The organism is Shewanella sp. 10N.7 (assembly GCF_020806285.1).
Classification (GTDB): domain Bacteria; phylum Pseudomonadota; class Gammaproteobacteria; order Enterobacterales; family Shewanellaceae; genus Shewanella; species Shewanella electrodiphila.
In genome coordinates, this window is record NZ_JAJGZS010000001.1 from 54,455 (window position 1) to 79,548 (window position 25,094).

8 protein-coding genes and 4 pseudogenes are annotated in these 25,094 nt (G+C 43.7%); 10 read left to right on the top strand and 2 right to left on the bottom strand.

Features of this window, described 5'->3' with window-relative positions; genetic code table 11:
- Positions 1–35: 35 nt before the first annotated feature.
- The 9 genes and pseudogenes from LMH66_RS00245 (at position 36) to LMH66_RS00280 (ending at position 22,056) form a co-directional block, all read left to right on the top strand.
- Positions 36–899, top strand: a complete 864-nt coding sequence (locus LMH66_RS00245; protein ID WP_371995918.1) for a transcriptional regulator — start codon at positions 36–38, stop codon at positions 897–899.
- Positions 896–9,163 (top strand): type I polyketide synthase, encoded by an 8,268-nt coding sequence (locus tag LMH66_RS00250; RefSeq protein ID WP_229367493.1) that lies wholly within the window; start codon positions 896–898, stop codon positions 9,161–9,163. The genes LMH66_RS00245 and LMH66_RS00250 overlap by 4 nt, the downstream gene beginning before the upstream one ends.
- Positions 9,160–11,391: a PfaB family protein gene (locus tag LMH66_RS00255; protein WP_229367495.1), complete on the top strand. Its 2,232-nt coding sequence runs from the start codon at positions 9,160–9,162 to the stop codon at positions 11,389–11,391. Before LMH66_RS00250 ends, LMH66_RS00255 begins: the two co-directional genes overlap by 4 nt.
- A complete protein-coding gene (locus LMH66_RS00260) occupies positions 11,346–17,471 on the top strand; it encodes a beta-ketoacyl synthase N-terminal-like domain-containing protein (protein ID WP_420709392.1) in 6,126 nt (2,041 codons plus the stop codon). Before LMH66_RS00255 ends, LMH66_RS00260 begins: the two co-directional genes overlap by 46 nt.
- 10 nt (positions 17,472–17,481) lie before the next feature.
- Positions 17,482–19,110 carry an eicosapentaenoate synthase subunit PfaD gene (pfaD, locus tag LMH66_RS00265; RefSeq protein ID WP_102527858.1) on the top strand — a complete coding sequence of 543 codons (1,629 nt, stop codon included), beginning with the start codon at positions 17,482–17,484 and terminating at the stop codon, positions 19,108–19,110.
- Between the two features lie 191 nt (positions 19,111–19,301).
- Positions 19,302–19,559: a hypothetical protein gene (locus LMH66_RS00270; protein ID WP_229367497.1), complete on the top strand. Its 258-nt coding sequence runs from the start codon at positions 19,302–19,304 to the stop codon at positions 19,557–19,559.
- Positions 19,560–19,737: 178 nt separating this feature from the next.
- A pseudogene (locus LMH66_RS00275) lies at positions 19,738–19,857 on the top strand (IS110 family transposase); the annotation flags it as partial.
- Positions 19,858–20,043: 186 nt separating this feature from the next.
- Positions 20,044–20,378: pseudogene (tnpA, locus tag LMH66_RS20525) on the top strand (IS200/IS605 family transposase).
- 169 nt (positions 20,379–20,547) lie between these two features.
- Positions 20,548–22,056, top strand: coding sequence for a leucyl aminopeptidase (locus tag LMH66_RS00280; RefSeq protein ID WP_229367499.1), 1,509 nt, complete (start codon positions 20,548–20,550; stop codon positions 22,054–22,056).
- 65 nt (positions 22,057–22,121) lie between these two features.
- On the opposite strand, the pseudogene tnpA (LMH66_RS00285) reads toward LMH66_RS00280, so the two are convergent.
- Positions 22,122–22,573, bottom strand: a pseudogene (gene tnpA, locus LMH66_RS00285) (IS200/IS605 family transposase).
- 54 nt (positions 22,574–22,627) lie between these two features.
- A pseudogene (locus LMH66_RS00290) lies at positions 22,628–23,059 on the bottom strand (IS3 family transposase); the annotation flags it as partial.
- 520 nt (positions 23,060–23,579) lie between these two features.
- Here LMH66_RS00290 and LMH66_RS00295 point away from each other — a divergent pair.
- Complete coding sequence (locus LMH66_RS00295; protein ID WP_229367501.1) at positions 23,580–25,061, top strand: CotH kinase family protein; 1,482 nt, start codon at positions 23,580–23,582, stop codon at positions 25,059–25,061.
- Positions 25,062–25,094: the final 33 nt, after the last annotated feature.

Consider the following 25,094-nt stretch of genomic DNA (forward strand, 5'->3'; position numbering starts at 1 on the left):
GTACGGAGTATTCATTCTGCTATGGCCGTCCTTAAATGACAGCAAACCGACAAGCTAAATCTGCCATGAAAAAACCTGGCAAAAAAGTATCTTCCGATTGTGATGCGGCAAACACACCTGTGCGCCATCGCAATGCAACAACGACACCTGAAATGCGTCAATTCATTCAGACTTCCGAGTTTACTGTCAGCCAGTTAGCTAAAATTCTTAATATTACTGAAGCAACAGTTAGAAAGTGGCGCAAGCGAGACTCAATAAGTGATACACCTAATACCCCACATCATTTAAAAACCACCCTTTCACCAATGGAAGAGTATGTGGTTGTCGGGTTGCGCTATCAATTGAAAATGCCCTTAGATAGGCTGCTAAAAGTCACCCAACAGTTCATCAATGAAAACGTATCTCGCTCTGGTTTAGCCCGTTGTCTTAAGCGTTACGGTGTATCCAAACTCGATGAGTTTGAAAGCCCTTTTGTACCTGAACGATATTTTAATCAGTTACCCATTGTTCAGGGTACAGATGTAGCGACTTACACCTTAAACCCTGAAACTCTGGCTAACACCCTTGCTCTACCAGAGGCTACGCCCGATAACGTGGTACAAGTGGTTTCATTAACCATTCCACCGCAACTGACACAAGCAGACAGTTATTCAATTTTACTCGGTGTCGATTTTGCAACCGACTGGGTTTATCTCGACATCTATCAAGACAACCACACACAAGCGACCAATCGATATATCGCTTATGTGTTAAAGCACGGACCGTTTCATCTACGTAAGTTACTCGTCAAAAATTACCATACATTTTTAGCTCGTTTTCCTGGTGCAACTGCAGCAGAAAACGCGCCTCAAAATAATAAATCAGCTAAGGATAAGCTGAGTACTGGAGACTCAAAATGAGCCAAACCCCTACTAATCCTGAGACGCCCTCTCAAGAAAACAGTCAATCTCAAGATTCGAGATTAAATAAACGCCTTAAAGACATGCCAATTGCCATTGTTGGCATGGCAAGCATTTTTGCAAATTCGCGTTACCTGAATAAATTTTGGGATTTAATCAGTGAAAAAATTGATGCGATTACCGAAGTGCCTGAGTCGCACTGGCGTCCTGAAGATTACTTTGATGCTGATAAATCAACGCCAGATAAAAGCTACTGTAAACGTGGTGGCTTTATTCCAGAAGTGGACTTTAATCCAATGGAGTTTGGCCTGCCGCCAAATATCTTAGAACTGACTGATACTTCACAGCTGCTTTCGCTAGTCATTGCCAAAGAAGTGCTTGCAGATGCGGGTGTTACCTCTGAGTACGACACTGACAAAATCGGTATTACGCTGGGTGTGGGTGGCGGTCAAAAGATCAATGCAAGCTTAACGGCGCGCCTGCAATACCCAGTGCTTAAAAAGGTATTCAAAAGCAGCGGCCTAAGTGATGCTGACAGCGATATGCTGATCAAAAAATTCCAAGACCAATACATTCACTGGGAAGAAAACTCATTCCCAGGCTCACTAGGTAATGTTATTGCAGGTCGTATTGCTAACCGCTTCGATTTAGGCGGCATGAACTGTGTGGTTGACGCTGCATGTGCAGGCTCACTTGCCGCAATGCGTATGGCATTAACTGAGCTGGTTGAAGGCCGCAGTGAAATGATGATCACTGGTGGTGTTTGTACCGATAACTCACCTTCAATGTACATGAGCTTTTCAAAAACCCCAGCGTTCACGACCAATGAAACGATTCAACCATTTGATATCGATTCAAAAGGCATGATGATTGGTGAAGGTATCGGCATGGTAGCCCTTAAGCGCCTTGAAGATGCAGAACGTGATGGTGACCGTATTTACTCAGTCATTAAAGGTGTTGGCGCTTCATCAGACGGTAAGTTCAAGAGTATTTATGCTCCGCGCCCTGAAGGCCAAGCAAAAGCACTAAAACGTGCTTATGATGATGCAGGTTTTGCCCCTGAAACCGTTGGCTTAATTGAAGCTCACGGCACAGGCACTGCAGCAGGTGATGTAGCCGAATTCAATGGTCTTAAATCAGTATTTGGTGAAAATGAACCGACCAAACAGCACATTGCGTTAGGTTCGGTTAAATCACAAGTGGGACACACTAAATCTACCGCTGGTACTGCTGGTGTGATTAAAGCTGCGCTTGCACTGCACCACAAAGTGCTGCCGCCAACCATTAACGTCTCAAAGCCAAACCCTAAACTAAACGTTGAAGATTCACCGTTTTTCGTTAATACCGAAACCCGTCCTTGGATGCCTCGCCCTGACGGCACACCTCGTCGTGCTGGTATTAGCTCATTTGGTTTTGGTGGCACTAACTTCCACTTAGTCTTGGAAGAATATAGTCCAGAACACAGCCGTGATGACAAATACCGTCAACGCCAAGTGGCTCAAAGCTTATTAATTAGTGCTGATAACAAAGCAGCCTTAATTGCAGAAGTGAATAAGTTAACCGCTGAAATCAGCGCACTTAAAGGTACTGACAATAGCAGTATTGAGCAAGCAGAGCTCACGCGCATTGCCAAGCAATATGCAGTGACTAAAATTAAAGATTCCGCTGCCCGCTTAGGTCTTGTGGTATCAAGCCTTACCGAGCTAACCACTCAGCTTGGTTTAGCGTTAAAGCAACTTAATAACGATTCTGATGCATGGCAATTGCCATCGGGTACCAGTTACCGCTCATCAGCACTCATCACTGTGACAACTAAGGGTAAAAAAGCGACTAGCGAACCAAAAGTCGCAGCGTTATTTGCCGGCCAAGGCTCGCAATACGTCAACATGGGTATTGAAGTCGCTTGTCATTTCCCTGAAATGCGTCAGCAACTGATCAAAGCCGATAAAGTGTTTGCAAGCTTTGACAAAACACCACTATCGCAAGTGATGTTCCCTATTCCTGCTTTTGAAAAAGCAGATAAAGATGCACAAGCGGCATTACTCACCAGCACCGACAATGCGCAAAGTGCTATTGGCGTAGTCAGCATGAGTCAGTATCAGTTACTGAGTCAGGCAGGATTTAGCGCGGATATGTTTGCAGGTCATAGCTTTGGTGAGCTTTCAGCATTATGTGCCGCTGGGGTAATTTCAAATGATGATTACTATCAGCTTTCATATGCTCGCGGCGCAGCTATGGCTTCATCGGCTATAGATAAAGACGGTAATGAATTAGATAAAGGCACCATGTACGCCATTATCTTGCCAGCTAATGATGCTGATGCTGCAAACAGCGATAACATCGCTAAGTTAGAAACCTGTATTGCTGAATTTGACGGTGTAAAAGTCGCTAATTATAACTCTGCGACTCAGCTTGTTATCGCAGGCCCTACAGAGTCTTGTGCACAAGCAGCTAAAGCCATTAGCGCATTAGGCTTTAAAGCCATTGCACTGCCTGTCTCTGGCGCATTCCATACGCCACTTGTAGGACATGCACAAAAGCCATTCGCTAAAGCCATCGATAAAGCCAAGTTTACTGCCAGCAAAGTTGAATTATTCTCAAATGCCAGCGGTGAAAAACATCCAACGGATGCTAAGTCGATTAAAGCGGCATTTAAACAGCACATGCTACAGTCGGTTCGCTTTACTGATCAGTTAAACAGCATGTATGACGCTGGAGCGCGTGTATTTGTTGAGTTCGGGCCTAAGAATATCTTGCAGAAACTGGTTGAAGCCACGCTAGGTAACAAAGCAGAAAGCGTATCAGTGATTAGCATCAACCCCAATCCGAAAGGTAACAGCGATCTGCAGTTACGTATTGCGGCTATGCAACTTAACGTTCTTGGCGCACCGCTAACGGAGGTTGATCCTTATCAAGCAGAAATCGCCGCCCCTGCAGTGCCGAAAGGCATGAACGTCAAGCTAACAGCTTCAAACCATATCAGTGCACCAACCCGCGCTAAAATGGAAAAATCATTAACCACTGGCAAAGTCACTTCACAAATTGTTGAAACTGTTGTCGAAAAAGTGGTTGAAGTACCGGTTGAAAAAGTAGTAGAGAAAATCGTGGAAAAAGAAGTCATTAAAACAGAATACGTTGAAGTTGCCGCATCAGGTTCACCTGCAGTGTCTAACGCTGCTGCTCAAGCGCCTCAAAAAATAGCACCTCAAGCACCAGCACAAAGTGCTCCAGCTTCAGGCGGCTTAGAAGCGTTCTTCAATGCACAACAGCAAGCAGCTGATTTGCATCAGCAGTTCTTAGCCATTCCACAGCAATATGGTGACACCTTTACTCATCTAATGGCCGAGCAAAGTAAAATGGCTGCTGCAGGACATGCTATTCCTGAGAGCCTACAACGCTCAATGGAGCTATTCCACCAGCATCAAGCTCAAACACTACAAAGTCATACTTTGTTCCTTGAGCAACAAGCACAGTCAAGCCAAAACGCATTAAGCATGCTGACTGGTCAAGCACCAGTAGCGACAGCGCCTGTTGTTGCAGTTCCTGTTATCAATACTCCTAGAGTTAATGCGCCTATCGCTGCAACTCCAGTGATTACAGCGCCAGCACCAGTCGTTGAAGCTGTAAAAGTAGCCGCTCCAGTACAAGCGCCTGTTTCCAAACCTGCCGCTATGGCTGCTCCAGCGCCACGTATTGAACCAGTAAAAGCACCTGCCCCAATTACAGCTCCTGTCGTTGCGTCGGCAGTTGCAGCAGCGCCTGCAGGTTTAAACGCAGAAACAGTGCTGAACACTATGCTCGAAGTCGTTGCTGAAAAGACCGGTTACCCGACTGAAATGCTTGAATTAAGCATGGATATGGAAGCAGACCTTGGTATCGATTCAATCAAGCGTGTTGAAATTCTAGGAACCGTTCAAGACGAACTACCAACGCTACCAGAGTTAAGCCCTGAAGATTTAGCTGAATGTCGTACACTTGGCGAAATCGTTGATTATATGAACAGCAAGCTGCCTACAAATGCAGCTGAAGGGATTCAAATAGCAGCTCAAACTGCTGTTGCAGCACCAGCATCAGGTCTTAGCGCAGAAACCGTGCTTAATACAATGCTTGAAGTCGTAGCTGAAAAAACCGGTTACCCAACTGAAATGCTTGAGCTAAGCATGGATATGGAAGCAGACCTTGGTATTGATTCAATCAAACGTGTTGAAATTTTAGGTACAGTTCAAGACGAACTACCAACACTGCCAGAATTGAGCCCTGAAGATTTAGCTGAGTGTCGTACCCTTGGCGAAATTGTTTCTTATATGAACTCTAAGCTACCAGCTGAAGACTCTAAACTTCCTACAAGTGCCGCTGAAGGCTCTCAGCTACCAACTACTGGTTCTGCTCCAGTAGGTTTAAGCGCTGAACAAGTTCAAAGCACCATGATGACTGTGGTTGCTGAAAAGACGGGTTACCCAACTGAAATGCTTGAACTGAGCATGGATATGGAAGCAGACCTTGGTATTGATTCAATCAAGCGTGTTGAAATTTTAGGTACAGTTCAAGATGAACTGCCAACACTGCCAGAATTGAGCCCTGAAGATTTAGCTGAGTGTCGTACCCTTGGTGAGATCGTCAGCTACATGAACAGCAAACTTCCTGCAGTCAGTGCAAATACTGTCACTGCACCAGTGACGCAAGTTGCTCCTGCTAACAATGGTTTATCAGCTCAACAAGTTCAAAACACCATGATGACTGTGGTTGCTGAAAAGACGGGTTACCCAACTGAAATGCTTGAGTTGAGCATGGATATGGAAGCGGATTTAGGTATCGACTCAATCAAACGTGTTGAGATTCTAGGTACCGTTCAAGATGAACTACCAACACTGCCAGAACTTAACCCTGAAGATTTAGCTGAGTGTCGTACCCTTGGTGAGATCGTCAGCTACATGAACAGCAAACTTCCTGCAGTCAGTGCAAATACTGTCACTGCACCAGTGACGCAAGTTGCTCCTGCTAACAATGGTTTATCAGCTCAAGAAGTTCAAAACACCATGATGACTGTGGTTGCAGAAAAGACCGGTTACCCAACTGAAATGCTTGAGTTAAGCATGGATATGGAAGCGGATTTAGGCATCGACTCAATCAAACGTGTTGAGATTTTAGGTACTGTTCAAGACGAGCTACCAGGCTTGCCAGAGCTTAACCCTGAAGATTTAGCTGAGTGTCGTACACTTGGTGAAATCGTCAGCTACATGAACAGCAAGCTTCTTCCTACAAGTGCAGCCGCAGGCGCTAATACACAGGCAGCTCCAGCAGTTAGTGGTTTATCAGCTGAGACAGCCCTGAGCGCCCCGTCAGGTTTATCTGCAGAGCAAGTTCAAAGCACTATGATGACTGTGGTTGCTGAAAAGACCGGCTACCCAACGGAAATGCTTGAGCTAAGCATGGATATGGAAGCGGATTTAGGCATTGACTCAATCAAGCGAGTTGAAATCTTAGGTACTGTTCAAGACGAACTACCTGGCTTACCAGACCTAAACCCTGAAGATTTAGCAGAATGTCGCACTTTAGGCGAAATCGTTAGCTACATGAACAGCAAACTAACGACAAGCAGTGTTGTGAACACTGCAGCATCAACGGCAGCTGCACCAACAGCCACAGCAGATTTAGCAAACGACTTACCTCCTCATCAGGAAGTCGCACTAAAAAAGCTACCAGCGGCGGATAAGTTAGTTGACTGTTTTTCAAAAGACGCATGTATCGTTATCAATGATGACGGTCATAACGCAGGTGTTTTAGCTGAAAAATTAGTAGCAACAGGCCTAACCGTCGCCGTTATTCGTAGCCCTGAATCTGTGACATCTGCGCAATCACCGCTAAGTAGCGATATTGCCAGCTTCACTTTATCAGCGGTCAGTGATGATGCAATTAGCGATGTAATAGCTCAAATCAGTAAGCAACATAAGATTGCAGGTTTTGTTCACCTGCAGCCTCAACTCGCAACATCAGGCAACTTACCATTAAGTGATGCTGGATTTATCGCAGTTGAGCAAGCTTTCTTGATGGCAAAACATCTACAAAGTCGTTTTAGCGAATTAGCACAATCACAACGCGTAAGCTTTATGACAGTGAGCCGTATTGATGGTGGCTTTGGTTATTTAAATACCACTGAACTGGCAAAAGCTGAGCTTAACCAGGCTGCTTTATCTGGTCTCACCAAAACCCTCGGCCATGAGTGGCCAAACGTGTTTTGTCGAGCATTAGATATTGCACCAAGTTTTGAAGCTGTTGAGCTTGCTCAAGCAGTGATTGCAGAGCTTTATGATGTTGAAACAAGCATTGCAGAAGTCGGTGTTAGCGACCAAGGTCGTCACACACTCACAGCAACAACAGCGGCGCAAACTCGCTACCAAACAACATCGCTCAATAGTAGTGACACAGTGCTTGTTACTGGCGGCGCAAAAGGCGTGACATTTGAATGCGCCCTAACCCTTGCTAAGCAAACTCAATCACACTTTATTCTTGCAGGTCGTAGTGAACATTTGGCAGCAAACTTGCCGACTTGGGCACAAAACAAGCAAGCATCTGAGCTGAAAGCTGCGGCAATTAAGTTTATTCAATCACAAGGTGACAAACCAACGCCTAAGCAAATTGATGCCTTAGTTTGGCCGATAACCAGCAGTTTGGAAATTGATCGTTCACTCGCAGCTTTTAAAGCCGTTGGCGCAAGTGCTGAATACATCAGTATGGATGTCAGTTCAGATGCAGCGATTAAACAGTCATTAGCAGGTCTTAAGCCGATTACTGGCATCATTCACGGTGCAGGCGTACTTGCCGATAAACACATTCAAGACAAAACCTTAGCCGAGTTAGGCCGCGTTTATGGCACTAAAGTGTCGGGTTTTGCCGGAATCATCAATGCGATTGATGCTAGCCAACTAAAACTGGTTGCTATGTTCTCATCTGCAGCGGGTTTCTATGGCAATACGGGTCAAAGTGATTACTCAATGTCGAATGAGATCCTTAACAAGACAGCACTTCAACTTGCAGCGAACTACCCGCAAGCAAAAGTGATGAGCTTTAACTGGGGACCTTGGGACGGCGGTATGGTCAGTTCAGCCTTAAAGAAAATGTTTGTTGAACGCGGCGTATACGTGATTCCGCTCGATAAAGGCGCAAACTTGTTTGCTCACAGTCTATTGTCTGAGTCTGGCGTACAGCTATTAATCGGTTCAAGTATGCAAGGTTCAGCATCAACTGAAGGCGCTGCTGTAAAAAAGCTTAATGCGGACTCTTCGCATAATGCCGAGGGTTCGCTGATTCTTTCTTTAAATAATGCTGCAAGTCACCGTGTTGTGAGTAACACGGTGAGTGTTGAACGAGTACTAAATCCTGTTGCAATGCCTTTCATTGAAGATCATTGCATCGCGGGTAATCCGGTACTACCAACAGTGTGCGCCATACAATGGATGCGTGAAACTGCGCAGCAATTGTGTGGTCTGCCTGTATTGGTTCAAGATTATAAGCTGCTAAAAGGCATTATTTTCGAGACTAAAGAGCCACAAGTATTAACGCTGAAACTGACGCAAACTGAATCAGGCTTAACAGCACTGATTGCTAGTCGCATGCAAAGTGATGATGTGGATAGTTTGCTTAGACCTCAGTATCAAGCCAGCCTCCTTGTTAATGAGAACGTTGTTAATGAGAAGCTCGGAAATGTCGCTGTTTCAGACACGCTACCAACAGTGGCAAAAGACGCCCAGCAGTTAGCAGAGTCAGGCAAAGTCATCAGCACAGATAGTGAGCTATATAGCAACGGCAGCTTATTCCACGGCCCTCGCCTTCAAGGAATAAAGCAGCTGTTAATTGCCGACGATAAGCAGTTGGTTTGTTCGGTTGAATTACCACAAATTGATGCTAAAGATTGTGCAAGCTTTACGCCGCAAACAGGTTTAGGTGGCAGTCAGGCTTTCGCTGAAGATTTGCTACTGCAAGCCATGTTAGTGTGGGCGCGTATCAAGCATGATGCAGCCAGCTTACCTTCAACCATTGGTGAGTTAACCACTTATGCACCGTATGCATCAGGTGACAGTGGCTACTTAGTGCTGAATGTGGTTAAAAGTACCAGTCGCTCATTAACGGCTGACATTGCTTTATATCATCAAGATGGCCGCCTAAGTTGTACGATGACAAACGCTAAAACGACAATCAGCAAAAGCTTAAATGAGGCTTTTTTAGCCCCAGCTAAAGCATTAGCTGATTTGCAGGAGTCTGTGTGAGTAATCAAACTCTTTCTGCACAAAAAGTACAGTCTACAACATCAGCAAGTGCGGCTAACATGCGCATCGCGTTAAAGTTAGTGGCGAATGAGTCTTTCTCATTCGCCGCGCAAGCTGAAATGAACAGCTCAGCTTTTGCTGCCATCAAGTCATGCTCTTTAGCTGACAGCATTGGTTTGTCAGCTATCGTGCTTGAAATTGATGTGTCATCGTTAGACGACACATCAGCCCCCGCAAACCAAGCTATCAGTTTTAGTGACTATTTAGCCCAAGCAATTGTTCATATAGAACAACAGCAAAGTGTGCTACTCAGCCACCCTGCTATGCCTTATCGTTTATTAATGATGCCAGCTATTGTTGCTGCTAAGCATCGCTGCCACCCCCATGCTTATTTAACAGGTATGGGCGATGATAGTAATGCAAAAACAGCAACCTCTAAGGCATTATCTCAAGCGAAACGCGCTCATATCAGCCCAATCCAAGTGGATGCGACTCATTGCAACAGCTATAAAGATAAGTTTGCTGAATTGATAACGCTGGTTGGCAACATTGCAGCACGAAGCATGCCTGAAACGCCAGCTAACCTCACTGCAGACAGTTCAACATACTGGTTCAGCGAAATGCATCAAAGCCGCGTGGCTTGCTTCAATATCACTGAAGGCGCTCATCATCATGCAGCAGTGTTAGTTCAAGGAACTGAGCTTGCCCAGGCAAAATCCATGCTGGATGAAAAGCGGATATTTATCCCTTTATCTGCAGATAATTTGCAAGCGTTCAAATTGCAATTAACAGACTTACACGCCCAACTTGATAGCATTAAATCGCAGTCAGATAACATCATGACTTTAATGCTCACTCAGCTTGAAAAGTTTGCTAACAATAACGCGTTATCGGCCGTGATCATGGCAAACTCGGCAGCTGCAGCTTTTACTGAAGCCGAAGCCATGCTATTGGCTGTTGAAACAGCATTAAATAACAACACAACAGAACTCGATTACAAAACGCCGTCTGGGAGCTGTTTACATACTTTATCCCAACAAAAAAATGCGCATAGTGGCGTCTGTTTTGTCTACCCCGGCGTAGGTACTGTTTACCCACAAATGTTTGCTCAATTACCCAGTTACTTTCCAACGCTGTTTTCACAATTAGAACGTGAAGGCGACGTCAAAGCCATGCTGCAAGCAGAAAGCGTTTACGCTGAAAATGCCAAAGTATCAGATATGAGCCTAGATAAACTGGCCATTGCTGGTGTCGGTGTGAGTTATATTTTAACTAAGATATTAACCCAGCACTTTGCTATAAAACCAAATTTTGCCATGGGTTACTCTATGGGTGAAGCGTCGATGTGGGCCAGTCTTGATGTGTGGAAAACGCCGCACAATATGATTGAAGCAACTCAAACCAATAGCATTTTCACCACCGACATTTCAGGTCGATTAGATTGCGTGCGTCAAGCATGGCAATTGAATCATGATGAAGATATTGTCTGGAATAGTTTTGTGGTTCGCGCTGAGCCAAGCATCATAGAAGCGGCATTAAGTGACTACCCTCGTGCTTATCTCGCCATCGTTCAAGGCGACACCTGCGTACTTGCTGGTTGTGAGCAAAGCTGTAAAGCGCTACTTAAGCAAATAGGTAAACGTGGGATTGCTGCGAATCGTGTTACTGCGATGCACACCCAACCTGCGATGCTAATACGCGACAATGTGCAAACATTTTATCAGCAACCGCTTCATGACCAGGCTGTACTTGATGCACAAGCGGCGCAAATACAATTTATGAGCGCTGCCAGCACTATACCTGTTAGCGTCACCAGCGAAGCAATTGCAGACTCTATTGCTGATACATTCTGCCACCCGCTGAATTTTACGGAATTAGTAAACAATACACGTAAACAAGGCGCCAGTTTATTCGTTGAAATTGGTGCAGACAGACAAACCAGCACCTTAATCGATAAAATTGCCCGCACCACTGAAGCCCCCAATACAGTAATGAATTCAGCATGCCAAGCCATTGCAACTAATGCTAAAGGCGGCGATGACCTAACAGCGCTACTGAAATGTATTGCTCAACTTGTGGCTCACAACGTGCCGTTATCACTCAATTATTTAACTGATGGTTTAACCAACTTTTTGACTACGCAACTTATGAGTGCACAAAAAAGTCAAACTGCGATGAGTCAATCAAACTCTCAGTTAGCCTCACAATTAGAAGGAGAACAATCTTGAGTTCTCAATCGAATACACAACACGCGAGTTTGCCAAAAATTGCGATTGTCGGTTTAGCAACCCAATATCCTGATGCGGATACACCGGCAAAGTTTTGGCAGAATCTATTAGATAAAAAAGATTCTCGCACAACCATTAGCAGCCAAAAACTCAATGCTAACCCTGCTGATTTTACTGGTGTACAAGGTCAGTCAGACCGCTTTTATTGTGATAAAGGCGGTTATATTCAAAACTTCAGTTTTGATGCTAATGGTTACAAAATCCCAGCGGCGCAGTTTGACGGCCTTGATGACAGCTTTTTATGGGCAACAGATACTGCCCGCAACGCATTAAATGATGCTGGCATTGATATTACAAACCCACAAAATGCAGCTAGCTTAAGCCGTACAGGGATTGTAATGGGAACCTTATCGTTCCCAACAGAAAAATCGAATGAGTTGTTTGTCCCGCTGTATCACAGCGCGGTAGAAAAAGCCTTACAGCATAAACTGCAGCAAGCTGATTTTACCTTGCAATCTTTTGACTCTGAAGGCTTTGCAACGCAGGCGACACCTGCCTCGTTATCTAACGGTGCGATTGCTCATAACGCCTCAAAGTTAGTCGCTGACGCGCTGGGTTTAGGCGCTGCGCAATTAAGCCTAGATGCCGCCTGCGCAAGTTCAGTTTACTCGCTAAAACTTGCCTGTGATTACTTGCATACAGGCAAAGCTGACATGATGTTAGCCGGGGCAGTATCTGGCGCTGACCCATTCTTTATTAACATGGGTTTCTCCATTTTCCACGCCTACCCTGACCATGGTATTTCTGCGCCTTTTGATAGTAACTCAAAAGGTTTATTTGCCGGTGAAGGTGCTGGAGTATTAGTGCTAAAGCGTCTTGAAGATGCTGAACGCGATGGCGACCATATCTATGCGTTGGTTAGCGGTATTGGATTATCAAATGACGGCAAAGGTCAATTTGTATTAAGCCCGAATAGCGATGGCCAAGTTAAAGCATTTGAGCGTGCTTATGCTGACGCAGCAATGCACGATGAAAGTGCTGGCTCTGAGCGTTTTGGACCAGACAAAGTGGAAGTGATTGAGTGTCATGCAACAGGCACACCTTTAGGTGATAAAGTTGAACTGACTTCAATGGAACGCTTTTTCAGTGACAAGCTCAAAGGGAGCAACACGCCACTCATTGGTTCAGCCAAATCTAACTTAGGTCATTTGCTGACGGCTGCAGGAATGCCTGGGATCATGAAAATGATCTTTGCTATGCGCCAAGGTATGTTACCGCCAAGTATTAATATTAGCGCGCCGATTGCATCTCCATCGGAGATGTTTGGCCCAGCCACATTACCCAATGATGTATTACCTTGGCCAGACAAAGCAGGCAATAAAGCCCGCCATGCTGGGGTATCGGTTTTTGGTTTTGGTGGCTGTAATGCTCATTTATTGGTTGAGTCTTACTTTGCTAAAGATAATGCTAATAACAGCATTTGCACCCCGTCACACTCAACGACTCATTCAACGACTCATTCAACGACAATCAATGCGCAATTACCCATGCATATTACCGGCATGGCATCGCACTTTGGCTGCCTTAGCACCATTAATGCATTCGCTAATGCCGTTGCAACTCAGCAAAATGCTTTTAGTGCATTACCAGCAAAACGTTGGAAAGGCCTTGATAAACACCCTGAATTATTAAGCCAATTTGGCATTGCAGAAACAGCGCCAATGGGCGCTTATATCGACCAGTTTGATTTCGATTTTTTACGTTTCAAAGTGCCGCCGAATGAAGATGACCGCTTGATTTCTCAGCAGCTGTTATTAATGAAAGTGGCAGATGAAGCGATACATGATGCCAAGCTTGAGCCAGGTAGTAAGGTAGCCGTGCTTGTGGCAATGGAAACTGAACTTGAATTGCACCAATTCCGCGGTCGAGTCAATTTGCATACCCAAATAGCAGCAAGCCTTAAGGCCCATGGCGTAAGCTTATCTGACTCTGAATACCAAGCACTTGAAACCATTGCCATGGACAGCGTGTTAGATGCCGCTAAGCTCAACCAATATACCAGTTTCATTGGTAATATTATGGCGTCGCGTATCTCATCGTTATGGGATTTCAATGGCCCAGCCTTTACGATTTCAGCGGGCGAGCAGTCGGTTAATCGCTGTATTGATGTGGCGCAAAACTTATTCTCGATGGAATCTCGTCAAGAGCCATTAGATGCAGTGATTATTGCAGCGGTTGATTTATCTGGCAGCATTGAAAATATGGTGCTAAAAACGGCCAACTTAGCGAAAACAGGGGCGAAAACAGCTCAGCAGCAAACGCTTAATATTGGTGAAGGTGCTGGTGCAATTGTTCTGCAAACCGCCACACCAAAAGCTGTTAATGTCGAGTCGTTAGATTTAATTCATCAAGCCTTAGGCGCAGTAGAATCACCAATCACTGAACATGACACATCAATATTACTGCAAAACAGCTACGGTACAATTAATACGTTAGCCTTTGGTCATAGCGAGCAAGTCAGTAGCATCAGCGATAGCTTGTTAACCCCTGCTGGGTTAGCGGCTGAGCAGATTAATGCCCTTGAGCTTAACCAAGCACCAGATGCACAGGTATTGCCAAATAATATCAGTGCAGTGCAGCAGTTATCGCAAATGTTTAGCCAATCAAGCCCAAGCCAAGCGCAGCAGTGCATTGGCCATACGTTTGCAGCATCGGGTATTGCCAGCTTATTGCATGGCGTTTTATCACTTAAAACAGATTCAACAAGTCAAAACCTTGTTGTAGCCACCATGAGTGAAAACCAATGTTCGCAACTGCTCGTTAGTCAATCAGCGCAGCAATCAACAGCGCTTAAGACACGAATAAATACAGATATTGGCCAGCTAACCGCTAAAAAACTGAGCTTAGTGAAACAAGTCAGCTTAGGTGGCCGTGATATTTATCAACATATTGTCGATGCACCTTTAGCTGAGTTAGACAGTATTCGCGCTAAAACTTCCAAATTAACGCCAGTAGCCAAAAGCACTCCGTTGACGATGGCCGAGCGTAACCAGTTTATTGCGCCAGCAAATACAAATGCAGTGACAGCTGACACTACTCCCCCAATTTCAATGACAACAGAGACTTCTATGCCGTTTTCTGATCGTTCAACCCAGTTTAACCCTAAACCAAGCCAGTCAGCGCCGAAGCAAGTCGCTTCGCCTCAAACCGCCATCAGCCAAATGCCAAGTGTTGCCATCAGCCAAGTGCCACCTGCACACTTAACTGCGTTTGAACAAAATCAATGGTTAGCCCATCAAGCTCAGTTAGTATTTTTGAAGAGCCGTGAGCAAGGTTTAAAAGTGGCAGATGCCCTCTTAAAACAAGAGTTAGCCCATGCGAACGGTCAGCCTTATGTTGCCCAATCGATTGCACAAGCTGTTGCACCTATCCAAGCTGAAAATGTATTAGCTCAGCCAGTAGTATCTGCTCCAGTTTTACGTCCAGATCATGCCAACGTGCCTCCATACACAGCGCCTATCCCTGCGGATAAGCCATGTATTTGGAATTATGCTGATTTAGTGGAATATGCAGAAGGCGATATTGCCAAAGTATTCGGCCCTGATTACGCTGTGATTGATAACTACTCTCGCCGTGTACGTCTTCCTACAACAGATTACTTATTGGTATCTCGTGTAACTAAGCTCGATGCGACCATGAATCAATACAAGCCATGTAGCATGACAACGGAATACGACATCCCTGAAGATGCGCCGTATTTAGTTGACGGACAAATTCCATGGGCAGTAGCCGTTGAGTCAGGCCAATGCGATTTAATGCTGATCAGCTACTTAGGCATTGATTTTGAGAACAAAGGTGAGCGCGTTTATCGTCTTCTTGATTGTACGTTAACCTTCTTAGATGACTTACCTCGTGGCGGCGATACCTTACGTTACGATATTAAAATCAACAACTTTGCTAAAAATGGCGACACCTTATTATTCTTCTTTTCTTACGAGTGCTTTGTTGGCGATAAGATGATCCTGAAAATGGATGGCGGTTGTGCTGGTTTCTTTACCGATCAAGAGTTGGATGATGGCAAAGGCGTTATTCGCACTGATGATGAAATCAAAATCCGTGAAACAGCATTAAACAACCCGAACAAACCTCGTTTTGAACCGCTACTGCATTGCGCGCAAACTGAGTTTGATTATGGACAAATCCATCATCTACTGAATGCCGATATTGGTGGTTGTTTTAGTGGTGAACACCACAACCATCAACAAGCTTCGGGTAAACAAGACTCGTTATGTTTCGCTTCAGAAAAGTTCTTGATGATTGAGCAAGTTGGCAACCTGCAAGTTCATGGCGGCGCTTGGGGCTTAGGCTTTATTGAAGGCCACAAAACCTTAGCACCTGATCATTGGTACTTCCCTTGTCATTTCCAAGGTGACCAAGTGATGGCTGGCTCGTTGATGGCAGAAGGCTGTGGTCAATTACTGCAATTCTTTATGTTGCACATCGGCATGCACACCTTAGTTGAAAACGGTCGCTTCCAACCACTTGAAAATGCGTCGCAAAAAGTACGTTGTCGTGGTCAAGTACTGCCGCAACATGGCGAATTAACGTACCGCATGGAAATCACTGAAATTGGTACTCACCCTCGCCCATATGCAAAAGCAAACATTGATATTTTACTCAATGGTAAAGCGGTAGTTGATTTCCAAAACCTTGGTGTGATGATTAAAGAAGAAGCCGAATGTACCCGTTTCATCGGCGACAGTTCTGAGGCTAATAAGACGTCAGATAAAGTCCAAAACAACAATAGCCATAACACGCCTGCATCAGCAAATGCACCGTTAATGGCACAAGTGCCTGACTTAAGTGCACCAACCAACAAAGGGGTTATCCCACTGCAGCATGTTGAAGCGCCGCTGATCCCTGACTATCCAAACCGCACCCCTGATACGTTGCCGTTCACTGCTTATCACATGTTTGAGTTTGCCACGGGCAACATCGAAAACTGTTTTGGCCCTGACTTTAGTATCTACCGCGGCTTTATTCCACCACGTACACCTTGTGGTGACTTACAGTTAACCACTCGTATTATCGATATAGACGGTAAACGTGGTGAACTTAAAAAGCCATCATCATGTATCGCTGAATACGAAGTCCCAACAGATGCATGGTACTTTGCTAAAAACAGCCATGCCTCTGTAATGCCATATTCAGTCCTAATGGAAATCTCACTGCAACCAAACGGCTTTATCTCTGGTTACATGGGCACGACGTTAGGCTTCCCAGGTGAAGAGTTATTCTTCCGTAACCTTGATGGTAGTGGCGAGTTACTCCGCGATGTGGATTTACGCGGTAAAACCATTGTTAACGACTCAAAACTGTTATCTACCGTGATAGCTGGCAGTAACATTATTCAAAGTTTCACCTTTGATTTAAGTGTCGATGGCGAGCCTTTCTACAAAGGCAGCGCGGTATTTGGTTACTTCAAAGGCGATGCACTTAAAAACCAACTGGGTATTGATAATGGCCGCATCACGCAGCCTTGGCATGTTGAAAACAATGTTGCTGCCGATATCACCGTTGATTTACTGGATAAGCAATCTCGCGTATTCCATGCGCCTGCTAATCAGCCACATTACCGTCTAGCCGGTGGTCAGCTTAACTTTATCGACAAAGCTGAAATCGTTGATAAAGGGGGTAAGAATGGTTTAGGTTACTTGTCTGCATCTCGCACCATTGACCCAAGTGATTGGTTCTTCCAGTTCCATTTCCATCAAGATCCTGTGATGCCGGGTTCATTAGGCGTTGAAGCGATTATCGAGTTAATGCAAACTTACGCCATCAGTAAAGACTTGGGTAAAGGTTTCACTAACCCTAAATTTGGTCAGATTTTATCTGACATCAAATGGAAGTACCGTGGCCAAATTAACCCACTGAATAAACAAATGTCGTTAGATGTGCACATCAGTGCAGTTAAAGATGAAAACGGCAAACGCATTATTGTAGGTGACGCAAACCTAAGCAAAGATGGTTTACGTATTTACGAAGTTAAAGACATCGCAATCTGTATCGAAGAGGCATAAAGGAATAATAATGACTATAAGCACTCAAAACGAAAAGCTTTCTCCATGGCCTTGGCAAGTTGCCCCAAGTGATGCCAGCTTTGACACTGCCACTATCGGTAAAAAATTAAAAGAACTGACTCAAGCTTGTTACCTGATTAATCACCCTGAAAAGGGCTTGGGTGTTTCACAACATGCCCAAGTGATGACTGAAAGCATCAACAGTCAACAAGATTTACCAGTCAGTGCATTTGCCCCTGCATTAGGAACACAAAGTTTAGGCGACAGTAATTTCCGCCGTGTCCATGGAGTTAAATACGCATACTACGCTGGCGCGATGGCAAATGGTATTTCATCAGAAGAACTAGTAATTGCACTAGGTCAAGCTGGTATCTTATGCTCGTTTGGCGCAGCAGGATTAATTCCATCTCGTGTAGAGCAAGCAATTAACCGTATTCAAACTGCGCTACCAAATGGCCCATACATGTTTAACTTAATCCATAGCCCAAGCGAACCAGCGCTTGAGCGTGGCAGTGTTGAACTATTTTTAAAACATAAAGTGCGCACCGTTGAAGCATCAGCATTTTTAGGGCTAACCCCACAAATTGTGTATTATCGCGCAGCGGGTTTAAGCCGTGATAGTCAAGGCGAAGTCGTTATCGCCAACAAGGTTATCGCTAAAGTGAGCCGCACCGAGGTTGCTATTAAGTTTATGCAACCTGCCCCAGCTAAAATGCTGCAAAAACTGGTTGATGAAGGCTTAATTACGCCAGAGCAAATGGAGCTTGCACAATTAGTCCCAATGGCTGATGACGTAACCGCTGAAGCAGATTCTGGCGGCCACACAGATAACCGTCCGTTAGTGACATTATTGCCAACTATTTTAGCGCTTAAAGATAAAGTGCAAGCTGAGTATCAGTACAAAACACCTATTCGCGTAGGTTGCGGCGGTGGTGTCGGCACCCCTGATGCAGCACTCGCTACCTTTAACATGGGCGCTGCGTACATCGTTACAGGTTCAATTAACCAAGCTTGTGTTGAAGCTGGAGCCAGTGAACACACTCGTAAACTGCTTGCAACAACAGAAATGGCTGATGTGACCATGGCGCCAGCAGCTGACATGTTTGAAATGGGCGTAAAACTGCAAGTGGTTAAACGCGGCACATTGTTCCCAATGCGCGCAAACAAGCTTTATGAAATTTACACCCGTTATGAGTCCATTGAAGCCATACCAGCTGAAGAGCGTGAAAAACTTGAAAAACAAGTCTTCCGCTCAACCCTCGATGAGATTTGGGCAGGCACTGTAGCCCACTTTAACGAGCGCGACCCTAAGCAAATCGAACGTGCTGAAGGAAACCCGAAACGTAAAATGGCACTTATCTTCCGTTGGTATTTAGGTCTTTCAAGCCGTTGGTCAAACTCTGGCGAAGTTGGTCGTGAAATGGATTACCAAATTTGGGCAGGCCCTGCACTTGGCGCGTTCAATGAATGGGCAAAAGGCAGCTATTTAGATGATTATACCCAGCGAAATGCGGTAGACTTAGCCAAACACTTGATGCATGGCGCAGCGTACCAAGCTCGCGTTAACTTATTGACTGCTCAAGGCGTACCGCTTCCGGTTGAACTGCAACGTTGGAGCCCGCTTGATCAGGTAAAATAACCTGACTGCTAATCCGCAGTTGTTGTTTTACGATATGAGTTAGTTATCAGTTAATGGCGAGCTAGTGGCAAGTTAACGGTAAGTCATGTATCAAACAACAAATTGCGTTATCAGCCTATAACTTTGATCTAGGAATAAATAGTCAAGGAATAGGCTGATGATTAGAACAGTAAAGCGAATTAGGTATCAGTATGAGTGAAACACAAAAATTAGATTTTTCAGCGGTCAATGGCACGACGCTTGAGTCATTTAATCAGCAAAAAAATCTGATAAAACGCATGCTAAAAGGCAATAGCGCCCAGTGTAGTGAGTGCAATAAACCACTGACACTGCAACTACCGCCTAACTCAACTAAAGCGAAAGCAAGTGAAAAAGCCCCTGGTATATATTGCGCCAAAGGTTGTACCGATATTGAACTGGATATGGAAGCCGTTGAGTTTATGAAGTAAGACCAGCGATGTCATATTGCCATATTAAAAAGCACCTTAGGGTGCTTTTTTTGTATGCTTTGAATCTTAGTCAAAGGCCAGTGTATTGTATTGTAGTGATGTGATGGACGCCTCAGCAACCGAGTTTGGTTCTATGTGCCAAACTTGATGTTGATAGTAAAATTAAGAGACTTTCATTATGGAAATTAAAGTTATTGGTATCGATTTAGCCAAAAATTTTTTTTAAGTTTGTGTTTGTCTTATGGATAACTCAATTATGAGCACCAAAAAAGTTAACAGAAGCAAACTGCTCGATAAACCTTGAAGGCCATAAAGAGCTGATGGGGCTTTGGATAACTGAAAATGAAGGGGAAAAATTTTGCTAAAATTCTTTCTGAGCGTCTTTTTATGTACTGTATAGACTACTGTATAAAAAAGGTTTAGCAAATGAGGTTTCAGACAAATCAACACTATAAATATCTAATTTTTGCACTTAATTCTTGTTGTGAAATATAGAAAGAAGTTATTAACAGGGGAATTAGGTCTGCTCGTTAAACACTCAATATTGAAATTATCAGAAACATCTGACTTTTCAGTAGAAGAAATAAAAATTGACAAAGACCATGTTCATATCTTTATGAGAATTAATTCAATGTACAGCGTTTCTCAACATGTTAGAAAGATTAAACAGATCACTACGGCTCATATATGGGGAAATTTCCAGCCATGAAGAAACAGTTCTGGTTCGAAAAAACGTTTTGTCCAGACGGTTATCTTGTTTGCTCTGTTGGAGATGCATCTGTTGAAACGATACGGAAATACATCCAAGAACAAGGTTAGCTATATCGATTCATCCCAGCGACTAAAGATCACTGGGTTTTCTCTGCAACGGACGATAAAAAGATCATAACCAAATAAGTGTAGTGATTAGACCTGCAATTTAATCAATGATTAATATCATGGTAGTAAATTGTACTTCTAATAAAAAAACTTTTTGGAAAAATAATAAATGAAAGGAAAACTCGTTAAATTCTCCAGCGTATTTATGGCTGTTGCTATATCGTTTTCAGTCAATGCACAAAGCATTAAGTTTGATTCGGTTGTCAATAAGCAGTCAGATACATTGGTGTTGTTCAAAGGTGAAGGCGATAACGTTAGTTTTACTCAGATTGACCAACAAACAGCAGGTCAATTAAGCCGTGCGATTAAGGCTAATGCCTTTGACAGTAGCTTAAATAGTTTTGTACAAGTTATTGCGCCACATCAGCTTAATTATGACCGTGTGCTTGTTGTTGGAACAGGTACTGAAGCACTTAGCAAACCTGAGTTAACAAAGCTTGGTGGTAATATCGCAGGTGAGCTATCCAGTAAGCAGATTTTAGATGTTTCAATTGTAGCAGAGCAATTTGACACCAAACAGGTATCATTGATTGCCCACGGTATCAATTTGCGTTCTTATGATTTCGATAAGTATAAAAAAGATAAAACCCAACCCAAAAAATATACTTTTGATGTGCAGGATAGCAGTGCGGTTGAATCTGCCTACGCGCGTCTACTTCACATTCAGGATGGCGTTTTTCTCGCACGTGATTTAACCAATGAAGCACCGAGCGAATTGACACCAAAAGATTTTGTTTCTGAAGCTAAGAAGTTAAAAAAACTTGGGGTCAAAATTAGAGTGTTAGAGCCAAAGCAAATCAAAAAACTTGGCATGAATGCACTTGAAGCAGTTGGTCGTGGCAGTGTTGATGGCTCACGTTTAGTGGTTGCACACTATGAAGCCGCTGATGGTGCACCTATTGCGATTGCGGGTAAAGGTGTGACCTTCGACTCAGGTGGTATTCAAATCAAAACTGGCGAACATATTGTACGAATGAAGTCTGATATGGCGGGAGCCGCTGCTGCATTGGGTACAATTAAAGCGCTTGCCGCCATGGAAGCTAAAGTTAATGTGGTTGCTGTTATGGGACTTGCTGAGAATATGGTGTCTGAAAAGTCTTTTATTCCTGGTGACATTTTGACAACGGCTGAAGGGCTAACGGTTGAAATTACCCATACTGATGCAGAAGGTCGCCTCGTGCTTGCTGATAGCATGTGGTATGTGCGTGAAAACTACCAACCGAGTGTGCTGGTTGATATCGCAACACTAACAGGCGGTAAATACGCTGCATTAGGTACCAAAATGGGTGGCATTTTCAGCAATGATGACCAGCTTGTAAAAGAGTTTACCTTTGCTGGTAAAGCAGTAAATGAGCCTGTTTGGCAGTTGCCATTGGGTTACAAAGAAATGTTAGAAAGCCCGATTGCTGATCTACGTAATTCTGGTAAAGGTGGCCCAAGCGCAACAACAGCAGCCAGCTTTTTACAACAATTTGTAGGTGAAACACCTTGGTTGCATATTGATATAGCTGGTAATGCTCTAGCTGCTTCACCAAGTGGTGAAGTGCCTGTAGGCGGAACCGGATTTGGTGTTCGTTTATTAACTGAGTGGATCCTTAATCAACATGAAGCCAAATAATTTTATTTAGCAATTACATCGTAAACCCTCGCCCAATCGGGCGGGGATATAAGACGCAAAGCGGCTTAATCTGGCGTTGATTGACTCTTTACATAAGCCTTTAATGTATCGATTGTTGCACCTCCTGCCGTATAGGCAAAGTAAGAGCGTGACCACAGAGCCGCACTTTTGCTTTGTCTTGTAAGGTGTGTATTCTGCAATCTCAACATTCTTGATGAAATAGATTTAAGGTTGTTGACCATTACACTAACTGATAATTTTGGCGGGTACGCTATCAGCAAGTGAACGTGATCCTGTTCGCCATCCATCTCGATCAATTCACACTCAGCTTTACACAAGCCGATTCTAAAGCCTCTCTCAACTGCTCGATCATAATTCCAGTAAACAGTTTGCGTCGATATTTCGTTGTAAACACCAAATGCACTACCAATTTACTAACGCTATGTCTTTTCTTGAGATAGCCATTCAGTTTACCATCACCAAACGCACTCACCTTACAATTACCTTTTAAAGTCATACAGTGCGGGAATTATACACATGAGCACTGAAAATATTAAGGGTAACTAAAGTATGCATTTACCCAACAATTCCCACGTCGAGATAAACTTTGTTTGAGCTGGTATCGCCATAAAAGTTGTCGATATTTTCTGCTTGTATAGTGAGTCCCTTGATCGCTATGGAACAGAACATCTTTAGATTTACCACGATCTTCATAGGCCATCGTTAGCGCTTTGCCAGTTAAACGGCTATCAGGTGATAATGACATAGCCCAGCCAATCACTTTACGGGCGAATAGATCAATCACAACAGCTAAGTACATCCAGCGGTTACCAGCCTACACGTAGGTTACATCACCAACCCAGACTTCATTCGGCGCTGTAACTGCGAATTGTCGACCTAGGTGATTAGGGATTTCAATATGTTCTAGCGTGCCTTTTCGGTATTTGTGCTTAGGTACCTGACAGCTAACTATACCAAGTTCTTTCATCAACTTAGTCGATCGATTCAGCAAATTGATGAGCTTTCAAACCAAAGTCTAATCCAAACCGAAGATACGCAGAACAAATGTGAACAAACGGGACGACTGGCCAATAAAACCAGCCACCTTTCAAAGCAATTTTGGAAGCAAACTATTGAGCGGACTAAGTAACCTGAATTCGGGATAAGTAAAAACAGCCAAATATGAAAACCGCAATAACACGATTTTGCATATTGTTATTGCGGTTCTCACCTTTAAATCAGAACTTAAAACCAGAACTTAAAACCAGAACTTAAAATCACGCGCTCAAAATTACACTCTTATAATCATGCGCTTAAAAGTATCGCTTACACTCACCATATAAAGTCATCGCTTAAAGTCGCATTTAGCAAGCCTTAGTCACCAGCATCAAATCTCTAACATCTTAAATCCTTACTAACTCCTCAGTTTCTGCTCACTCTTTGCACACTCTTTAATTAAGCTATTCATTTGTCATCTTACCCAATGGTAATGGTTTCGAGTGGCTCGATTACAGGAGAGAATTATGTCCACACTAGATCGTTTTTTCGACGTTAATACCCCAAATAACAAACCATATTTATCTATTTCTATTGTGCTGTTGAGCAGTTTACTTTTGTTCACAGGTTGTGGCAGTAGTGATGATGACAGCACCAGTGAAGATACAGTCATCACAGTACCTGAAGAGACTGTAACCCCAGTTATCGATTACGATTCTGATTTCGAAGCAATCGATTGGACAGAAGCCACACACACCAAAGATGTCGATCCTAATTTTGACGAAGTGTTTGACGATACCCAAGTAAAACGCCTCGATTTTGTGGTCACCGAAGCTAACTGGCAAAGCATGCTAGATGACATGACAGCTCTTTACGGCACTTTTGGTCAATCAACGTCAAACAATGGCTTAACAGATACTGATGAAGACCCAATATTTGTCCCCGCCGAAGTATTTTATAACGACACTCAATGGTACCGAGTTGGGATAAGATTTAAGGGAAATTCTTCACTGCAAACCAGTTGGCAACAAGGAATTTTAAAACTCTCGTTCAAGTTGGATTTTGATGAGTACGAAGATGACTATCCACAAATTGATAACCAACGCTTTTATGGTTTTAAAAAATTTAGTCTTAAAAACAACTATAGCGACCCTTCTTTCGTGCGTGAAAAAGTCGCGGCTGATGTGTTCTACGATGCAGGGCTTGCAGTGTCGCACACCGCATTTTATACCCTCTATGTTGACCATGGTGACGGCCCAGAATACTTTGGATTGTATACCTTAGTTGAAGAAGTTGACGGCGAAGTTCTCGACACACAATTTAGCAGTGATGATGGTAATCTCTATAAGCCTGAAGACGATGGTGCCACGTTTGCTTATGGCAGCTTTGATGAAGAGAGCTTTGAGAAAAAAACCAATGAAGATGATGCTGATTGGTCTGATATCCAAGTATTATTCAGTGCATTACACGATGATACGGCCACCAGCGACCCACAAACTTGGCGGGCTAATTTAGAGGCAGTATTTAATGTTGATGCGTATCTTAACTACTTAGCTGTTAATGGCATTATTCAAAACTGGGACTCTTATGGCGTTATGCCACACAACTATTATTTATATAACAACCCTGAAACGTCGCAACTCACTTGGATCCCTTGGGATCATAACGAAACTCTTCAAGATGGAAAAATGGGCGGTGCATTAGCGCTAGACTTCTCTGACTTAAATTCAGCAGATTGGCCACTCATTGGCAATATTTATGCGGATGAGGAATACAAAAATCGTTACAACGAGTACCTGCTTTCAGTGTCACAAACAGCATTCGAAACCAATCAAATACAAGCAAAGTATCAAGATTACCAAGCGTTAATTGAACCTTATGCGACATCTGAGCGGTCGGGGTATTCATTCTTAAACAACAGTAATGAATTTTACCAAGCGATAGATGTATTAATCTCTCATGTGGAAGAACGTAATGATGCCGTTGAGCAATATTTGGATAATCAATAAACGATAGATTAGATCAACATTGATTTAAGTTTA

Coding starts and splice junctions, on each gene's coding strand:
- LMH66_RS00280 (WP_229367499.1), top strand. CDS start 20,548: ATGAAAGGAAAACTCGTTAAATTCTCCAGCGTATTTATGGCTGTTGCT.
- pfaD (WP_102527858.1), top strand. CDS start 17,482: ATGACTATAAGCACTCAAAACGAAAAGCTTTCTCCATGGCCTTGGCAA.
- LMH66_RS00245 (WP_371995918.1), top strand. CDS start 36: ATGACAGCAAACCGACAAGCTAAATCTGCCATGAAAAAACCTGGCAAA.
- LMH66_RS00250 (WP_229367493.1), top strand. CDS start 896: ATGAGCCAAACCCCTACTAATCCTGAGACGCCCTCTCAAGAAAACAGT.
- LMH66_RS00295 (WP_229367501.1), top strand. CDS start 23,580: ATGTCCACACTAGATCGTTTTTTCGACGTTAATACCCCAAATAACAAA.
- LMH66_RS00270 (WP_229367497.1), top strand. CDS start 19,302: ATGAGTGAAACACAAAAATTAGATTTTTCAGCGGTCAATGGCACGACG.